This window comes from Thioclava sp. UBA3469, from assembly GCF_002378135.1.
Taxonomy (GTDB): Bacteria; Pseudomonadota; Alphaproteobacteria; order Rhodobacterales; family Rhodobacteraceae; genus Thioclava; species Thioclava sediminum.
The window spans coordinates 1-6,810 of the sequence record NZ_DFRG01000181.1 but is presented as its reverse complement, the minus strand read 5'-3'; the positions used below and the strand labels follow the sequence as shown (position 1 = coordinate 6,810).

The following is a 6,810-nucleotide window of genomic DNA, read 5'->3' as shown; positions in this document are numbered from 1 at the left end:
CCCAGATGGATCATCTTGGTGCCGGTATCGGCCTGCTGCCAGTTATTCGCGATGGCGATCGAGTAGAACTCGCCCTGGCTTTCCTTGCCGCGCAGGATGCAGGACGGGTATTTCCACGTGATCGCGGAGCCGGTCTCGACCTGCGTCCACATCACCTTGGCGCGGTCGCCGCGGCAATCGGCGCGTTTGGTGACGAAGTTGTAGATGCCGCCCTTGCCGTCTTCATCGCCCGGGAACCAGTTCTGCACAGTGGAATATTTCACCTCGGCATCTTCCTCGACGATGATCTCGACCACGGCCGCGTGCAGCTGCGCAGTGTCACGCTTGGGCGCGGTGCAGCCTTCGAGATAGGACACGTAAGAGCCCTTGTCGGCGATGATCAGGGTGCGCTCGAACTGCCCGGTATTCTCCGCGTTGATGCGGAAATAGGTCGACAGTTCCATCGGGCAGCGCACGCCCGGCGGCACGTAGACGAAGGAGCCGTCCGAGAACACGGCCGAGTTCAGCGCGGCATAGAAGTTATCCGCCTGCGGCACGACCGAACCGAGATATTTCTTCACCAGCTCCGGGTGTTCCTGGATCGCTTCCGAGATCGAGCAGAAGATCACGCCCGCCTCGGCCAGCTTGTCCTTGAAGGTGGTGCCGACGGAGACGGAGTCGAACACTGCGTCCACCGCGATCTGGCGATCGTCGAGGTTGATATCTTCCGCGCCTTCGACACCCGCGAGGATCATCTGTTCCTTCAGCGGAATGCCGAGCTTCTCATAGGTCGCGAGCAGCTTGGGATCGACCTCGTCGAGCGATTTGGGCTTCTCGACCATGCTCTTCGGGCGCGCATAGTAATACTGGTCCTGAAAATCGATTTCCGGAACCTTCAGCAGCGCCCAGTTCGGCTTGGGCATATCTTCCCAACGCGAGAAGGCCTGCAGACGCCATTCGGTCATCCACTCGGGCTCTTTGTTTTTGTCAGAGATGAGGCGGACGATATCCGTATTCACGCCTTTGGGCGCGTATTCCATCTCGATATCGGTGTCCCAGCCGTATTTGTAGGTGCCCATATTCTGGACGGTCTCGACCGTCTCGCGATCGACGCCTTCACGTACTTCCACCTGATCAACGCCCGCCATATCCGGCTCTCCCATCTCTTACCCGCGCCGTGCGCGGTGTTTCGCTTCGCATTTCAGCCAGTGTTCGGCGAAACGCATGACATCTTCTTCGCGGCTCTGCGGCCCCAGCGAGACCCGCAAGGCCGATCCCGCCTCGGTTTCCGAAAAGCCCATCGCGACCAGCGCAGCAGAGCTTTTGACCTTCCCGCTCGAACAGGCGGAGCCTGCGGAAACCGCGAACCCGCCCAGGTCCATCTGCATCACCTGCGTCTCGCCCTTCCAGCCGGGCGTGATGAAGCAGGAGGTGTTCGGAAGCCTGTGCGATTCATTCCCGACAAAAATAGTCTCGCTTGCCCGATCCGCAATGGCGTTTTCTAGAATGTTTCTAAGTTTTTCGATCTCGCGCCAGATTCCGCCCTCAAGATCACGCGAGGCGGCTTCGGCTGCCGCACCGAAGCCCGCGATGCCGATCAGGTTCTCCGTGCCGGCCCGCCGACCCATCTCCTGACCACCACCTTTGAGCTGCGCCGCGATATCCGTGCCGCGCTTCACGATCAGCGCGCCAACGCCTTTCGGCCCGCCCAGCTTATGCGCCGAGACGATGCCGCAGGTGGTGCCGAGCCAGTTGAACGCAAAGGGGATCTTGCCGAAGCCTTGGGTGAGATCGCTCAGATACAGCCCCTCGAGCAGATCCTGCACGATGCCGGTCTCGGAATTGGCCAGCTGCAGGGCCGAGTTCGCGGGATCGGTGACGGTGATCCGCCCTGCCCGATCGACCGGCAGATCCTCGATGCACCAGCTGCGGATCGCGTCATGCTCGACGCCCGCGCAATGCACCTCGCGCCCCGCCAGCGCCAGCGCCGCCGCCTCGGTCGCGCCGGAGGTAAAGATTACATCCTGCCCCTCGGCCCCCAAAGCCGCCGCGACCTGAGCGCGCGCCCGCTCCATCAGCGCTTTCGCCGCGCGGCCCTCGGAATGGACCGAGGACGGGTTGCCCACCACATCCATCGCCTCGATCATCGCCTGACGGGCCTCTGCCCTCAGCGGCGTTGTCGCGTTCCAATCGAGATAGCTGCGCGCCATGATACGCTCCGCTTGGTTAAATGTCGGATACCTGCGGCGGGGATAGGGCAGCCGCGCCCCAGAAGAAAGGGCGTGCCTTCGACTTGGCAAAAATATCCCCCGCGGAGCGTCCGCGAGTGCCCCTCAAGCCCCGGCGGTCGAACTTACTCGTCGACGACCGAAAACAGGCTCGGCACGGCCGGACAGGGTTTCATGCGGTTCTTCACCACATCGTCCAGCGTCGTCTGGTGCAGGAAGACGAAGACCTGTGCCGACAGGCTCTCCCACAAACGGTTCGCCATCGACTGCGCCCGCGAGCCCGAAATCGCCCCTGACGCGCCAGCGCCGACATGCATCGCCGAGACGGTCTCGTCCACGGCCTCGAAAATCTCCGAGATGCGGATCTCCGACGGGCAGCGCGCCAGCCGGTAGCCGCCGCCCGGGCCGCGCACCGAATTCACCAGCCCCGCCCGGCGCAGCCGCACGAAGAGCTGCTCCAGATAGGGCAGCGAGATATCCTGACGCTCCGACAGCGCCGCCAGAGAGGTCCGGCTGCCTTCGCCCGCCAGCGCCAGATCAACCAGCGCGACCATCGCGTAACGGCCTTTCGTCGACAGTTTCATGCACCCTCCTCGGCCCGAGACCCATCCGAACCCGTATTTAGCCGAAAATCGGCCCGAAAACACCGCCCGCGCAGGAGTGAATCATTGCTAAAGCATTGACGCAAGCGCGAGGGCCGATTACCTCCACCAATGCCCGATCTCCCGGCATGGCGCCGGGGGAGGCTTTCTCCTAGGCCAGCCGCGCCGACCCGTCAAGAAAGGCAGGAGCGCAGGCGCCCAAGGAACCCAGAGCTGGCGCAATAAAAACGAGAGACGATGCCCGAAGTCATTTTTCCCGGTCCCGAAGGTCGCCTCGAGGGGCGCTACCACCCGCAGCCCGCACCCGACGCGCCGATCGCGATCATTCTGCACCCCGATCCGCAATTCGGCGGCACGATGAACAACCGCGTCGTCTACAACCTGCATTACGCCTTCTTCAAAATGGGCTTCACCGTTCTGCGCTTCAACTTCCGGGGCGTGGGCCGCAGCCAGGGCGAATACGATCAGGGCGTGGGCGAATTGTCCGATGCCGCCTCGGCGCTGGACTACCTGCAGACGATGAATCCCAATTCGAAGCATTGCTGGGTCGCGGGCCATTCCTTCGGCGCGTGGATCGGCATGCAGCTTCTGATGCGCCGTCCCGAGATCACCGGCTTCATCTCCGTTGCCCCGCCCGGCCCCTCGTCGCCCGGCCCCGGCAATTACGACTATTCCTTCCTCGCGCCCTGCCCGTCCTCGGGTCTGATCATCAACGGTACGAACGACCGGATCGCGCAGCCCAAAGAGACCGAACAACTGGTCTCCAAGCTGCAGGAGCAGAAGGGCATCACGATCACCCATGAGGTCATCGAAGGTGCGGATCACTTCTTCAAGAACGAAGAAGCCCATATGCAGCCGATGATCGACACGGTTCAGACCTATGTCCGCCGCCGCCTGACGGAGGGCACGCGCTAATGGCGCTGATCGACGAACTTGCTGAAAAGCTCGCCACCGACACGATGGAGGCGATGCGCAAATACGACGACGAACGCCTCTTCATGGAGGTGAGCAACTATATCGGCACGTCGTCGCCCTCGCTGCAGGAGGCCTATATCACGGCCTGTCGCCTGCATATGGCCGAGCAGCGTGGCCGCGAATTCTTCGAGCGCAAGCTGGTGGAACTGGAAAAGCGGGCGCAGGCAGCGGCGAAAACACCGGATTCCGGGACCGGGTCATGAGCCCGGGGGCCGCACGCGTCGTTTTCGCGGCAGCCCTCTCCCTCGCCCTGTCGCTGATCATCGCGACAGCCTTTCATGCAAGCCACATGATTTGCGACGGAGAGTGGGACGGCGCGTCGTCGCGCGGCGCGGCGCTGGTGATGGGCCTCGGCGAACTCCTCGCGAACCCGATGCATCTGATCCTCGTTGTGACCCCGCTCTGGCTGGGCTGGACCGGGTTGTTGCTCGCGGCCGCGAACCGCGCGATCCCGCCGGTTCTTGGGATGGGCATCGTCGTCTTTTCGATCCTCGCCACGGTCCTGTTCTACGCCTTCGCGGCGCCGAACCTCGACTGTTCCGGCTATACCGACCGCGCGATGAGCTGGCGCGCCGGCGGTCTCTTCGCCTTCGTGGCGCTGCTTCTGCTTCTGCCCCGGCTCTGGAGACGTACATGACCCGGCTCGATCAGCAATTCACCTTCCTCGCCGAAGCCGAGAAACTGAAATCGGTGACCCGCGCGACGCCGATCCACGACGCCTCGCGCCCCGAAAACTCGGGCGAGCATAGCTGGTCGCTCGCGCTCTATGCGCTGACGCTGGCCGAACAGGCACCCGAAGGCGTCTCGATCGACCGGGTGATCCGCATGCTGCTGCTGCACGATCTGGTCGAGATCGACGTAGGCGATGTGCCGATCCATTCCAAGGGCGGCACGGCACATGGCGCGGAAGACATCCTGAAAGCAGAAGCCGCCGCCGCCGAACGTATCTTTGGGTTGTTGCCCGGGGATCAGGGAGCGCAGATGCTGGCGCTCTGGCAGGAATTCGAGGCCAACGAGACCCCCGACGCGATCTTCGCGAAATCGCTCGACCGGGTGCAGCCTGTGCTGCTCAACCACCAGTCGGGCGGTGGGTCGTGGATCGATTACGATGTCAGCTTCACCCAACTCGAAGAGCGCATCGGCACCAAGATCGCCCGTGGCGCTCCGGCGGTCTGGGACTGGGTGCGCGCACGGGTCGAAGGCTGGTTCGCCGCACGCAGCTAAGCCACACTCGGCCCTTGCCCCCTATTCCGAGGCGTTCCTCCGGGATTTCGCGGAACCTCCGTATACAATCGCATACCGTCTAGCCAAGCGCATCTGAATCGGGTAAGAGGCAGCAAACCGAGGCTTCAACCGAAGAGGGCTGTGCCATGAGCGACAAGAACACTCCTGACATCATTTACACCAAGGTCGACGAGGCCCCGGAACTGGCGAGCGCATCGCTGCTGCCGATCGTGCGCAAATTCGCGCAAGCGGCCGGGATTTCGGTCGGCACCAAGGATATCTCGCTCGCGGGCCGTATCCTCGCCACCTTCCCCGAAGCGCTTACCGAAGAGCAGCGCCAGTCGGACGATCTGGCATGGCTCGGCGATTACGTAAAGACGCCGCAGGCCAACGTCATCAAGCTGCCGAACATCTCGGCCTCGGTGCCGCAGCTCGTCGCCGCCGTGCGCGAACTGCAGGGTCAGGGCTACGCCCTGCCCGACTACCCCGAAGAGCCGAAGACGGATGAGGAAAAAGCCGTCCGCGCGAAATACGACTCGATCAAGGGCTCGGCCGTGAACCCGGTGCTGCGCGAGGGCAACTCCGACCGCCGCGCCGCCGCTGCCGTGAAGAAATTCGCGCAGAACAACCCGCACCGCATGGGCGAGTGGACCGCCGACAGCAAGACCCGCGTGGCCACCATGTCGGAAGGCGATTTCTTCTCGAACGAACTCTCGGCGACCCTGCCGAAGGCATCCACCGCGAAGATCGTTCTGGAAGGCGCAGATGGCGAGACCGTTCTGAAGGACGGCGTGAGCTACCCCGAAGGCACCGTGGTCGACGCGACCTACATGTCCGCTGACAAGCTCGACGCGTTCCTCGCCGAGGAAATCAAGAAGACCAAGGACGAAGGCGTCCTGTTCTCGCTGCATATGAAAGCGACGATGATGAAGGTCTCCGACCCGATCATCTTCGGTCATGCGGTGAAGGAATGGCTCAAGCCGGTCTTCGAGAAATACGGCGACAAGATGAAGTCGCTCGGCGTCGATCCGGCTTCGGGCATGGGCGATCTGCTGGAGCGCGTCAAAGGCGAGCCGGAAATCCTCGCTGCGATCGAAGAGGTCCGCGACCAGCGCCCGCCGATGTATATGGTGAACTCGGACAAGGGCATCACCAACCTGCACGTGCCCTCCGATGTCATCATCGACGCCTCGATGCCCGCGCTGATCCGCGCCGGCGGCAAAGGCTGGGGCCCGGACAACAAGGAACACGACTGCGTCTGCGTGATCCCGGACAGCTCCTATGCGCCGGTCTACGATGCGACGATCGAGTATTTCAAAGCCAACGGCAAACTGAACCCCGCCACCGCCGGCACCGTTCAGAACATCGGCCTGATGGCGCAGAAAGCCGAGGAATACGGCTCGCACCCGACCACCTTCGAGATCCCGACCGACGGCACCGTGAAGATGGTGCTCGACGACGGCACCGTTCTGCATTCGCATGACGTGAAGAAGGGCGACATCTGGCGTTCGGCTTCGGCCCGCAAGGCGCCGATCGAAGACTGGGTGAACCTCGCCATCGACCGTCAGAAAGCAACCGGCTACCGCGCGATCTTCTGGCTCGACGCAAGCCGCGCCCACGATGCGGAGCTGATCTCCTTCGTGAAGCCGATCTTGGAGGCCAAAGGCGTGGCCGACAAGTTCGAGATCATGGCCCCGCGTGAGGCGACGATTGCCTCGCTCGAGACCATCACCAAGGGCGAGAACACGATCGCGATCACCGGCAACGTGCTGCGCGACTACCTGACCGACCTGTTCCCGATC

General features: G+C 63.1%; 8 protein-coding genes. 5 read left to right on the top strand and 3 right to left on the bottom strand.

The genetic code is table 11. The annotated features are described in order from the left end of the window. The 3 genes from sufB to B3D39_RS13300 form a co-directional block, all read right to left on the bottom strand. On the bottom strand, positions 1 to 1,127 hold a 1,127-nt coding region (gene sufB, locus B3D39_RS13310), incomplete at its 3' end, for a Fe-S cluster assembly protein SufB (protein WP_286789780.1). An 18-nt stretch (positions 1,128 to 1,145) separates the two neighbouring features. Continuing rightward, the gene (locus B3D39_RS13305; RefSeq protein WP_274963407.1) at positions 1,146 to 2,189 is read right to left on the bottom strand and encodes a cysteine desulfurase family protein; all 1,044 of its coding nucleotides are present in this window, start codon (positions 2,187 to 2,189) and stop codon (positions 1,146 to 1,148) included. Between the two features lie 143 nt (positions 2,190 to 2,332). Beyond that, entirely contained in the window at positions 2,333 to 2,791 is a 459-nt protein-coding gene (locus B3D39_RS13300) for an Rrf2 family transcriptional regulator (protein ID WP_078520720.1), read from the bottom strand. Between the two features lie 255 nt (positions 2,792 to 3,046). Between B3D39_RS13300 and B3D39_RS13295 the strand changes: the two genes are divergently transcribed. From B3D39_RS13295 to B3D39_RS13275, 5 genes are all read left to right on the top strand, one after another. Further along, the gene (locus B3D39_RS13295) at positions 3,047 to 3,724 is read left to right on the top strand and encodes an alpha/beta hydrolase (RefSeq protein ID WP_078540872.1); all 678 of its coding nucleotides are present in this window, start codon (positions 3,047 to 3,049) and stop codon (positions 3,722 to 3,724) included. After that, the gene (locus B3D39_RS13290) at positions 3,724 to 3,987 is read left to right on the top strand and encodes a hypothetical protein (protein ID WP_198453180.1); all 264 of its coding nucleotides are present in this window, start codon (positions 3,724 to 3,726) and stop codon (positions 3,985 to 3,987) included. The genes B3D39_RS13295 and B3D39_RS13290 overlap by 1 nt, the downstream gene beginning before the upstream one ends. After that, positions 3,984 to 4,421: a hypothetical protein gene (locus B3D39_RS13285; RefSeq protein ID WP_274963408.1), complete on the top strand. Its 438-nt coding sequence runs from the start codon at positions 3,984 to 3,986 to the stop codon at positions 4,419 to 4,421. Before B3D39_RS13290 ends, B3D39_RS13285 begins: the two co-directional genes overlap by 4 nt. After that, positions 4,418 to 5,008, top strand: coding sequence for an HD domain-containing protein (locus B3D39_RS13280; RefSeq protein WP_274963409.1), 591 nt, complete (start codon positions 4,418 to 4,420; stop codon positions 5,006 to 5,008). Before B3D39_RS13285 ends, B3D39_RS13280 begins: the two co-directional genes overlap by 4 nt. Positions 5,009 to 5,154: 146 nt before the next feature. Then, positions 5,155 to 6,810: NADP-dependent isocitrate dehydrogenase (locus B3D39_RS13275; RefSeq protein ID WP_286789779.1), on the top strand; the 1,656-nt coding region annotated here is incomplete at its 3' end.

What these genes read in the sequence shown, in the direction of transcription:
- B3D39_RS13305 (WP_274963407.1), bottom strand. Translation starts at nt 2,189, where the DNA reads ATGGCGCGCAGCTATCTCGATTGGAACGCGACAACGCCGCTGAGGGCA.
- B3D39_RS13300 (WP_078520720.1), bottom strand. Translation starts at nt 2,791, where the DNA reads ATGAAACTGTCGACGAAAGGCCGTTACGCGATGGTCGCGCTGGTTGAT.
- B3D39_RS13295 (WP_078540872.1), top strand. Translation starts at nt 3,047, where the DNA reads ATGCCCGAAGTCATTTTTCCCGGTCCCGAAGGTCGCCTCGAGGGGCGC.
- B3D39_RS13290 (WP_198453180.1), top strand. Translation starts at nt 3,724, where the DNA reads ATGGCGCTGATCGACGAACTTGCTGAAAAGCTCGCCACCGACACGATG.
- B3D39_RS13285 (WP_274963408.1), top strand. Translation starts at nt 3,984, where the DNA reads ATGAGCCCGGGGGCCGCACGCGTCGTTTTCGCGGCAGCCCTCTCCCTC.
- B3D39_RS13280 (WP_274963409.1), top strand. Translation starts at nt 4,418, where the DNA reads ATGACCCGGCTCGATCAGCAATTCACCTTCCTCGCCGAAGCCGAGAAA.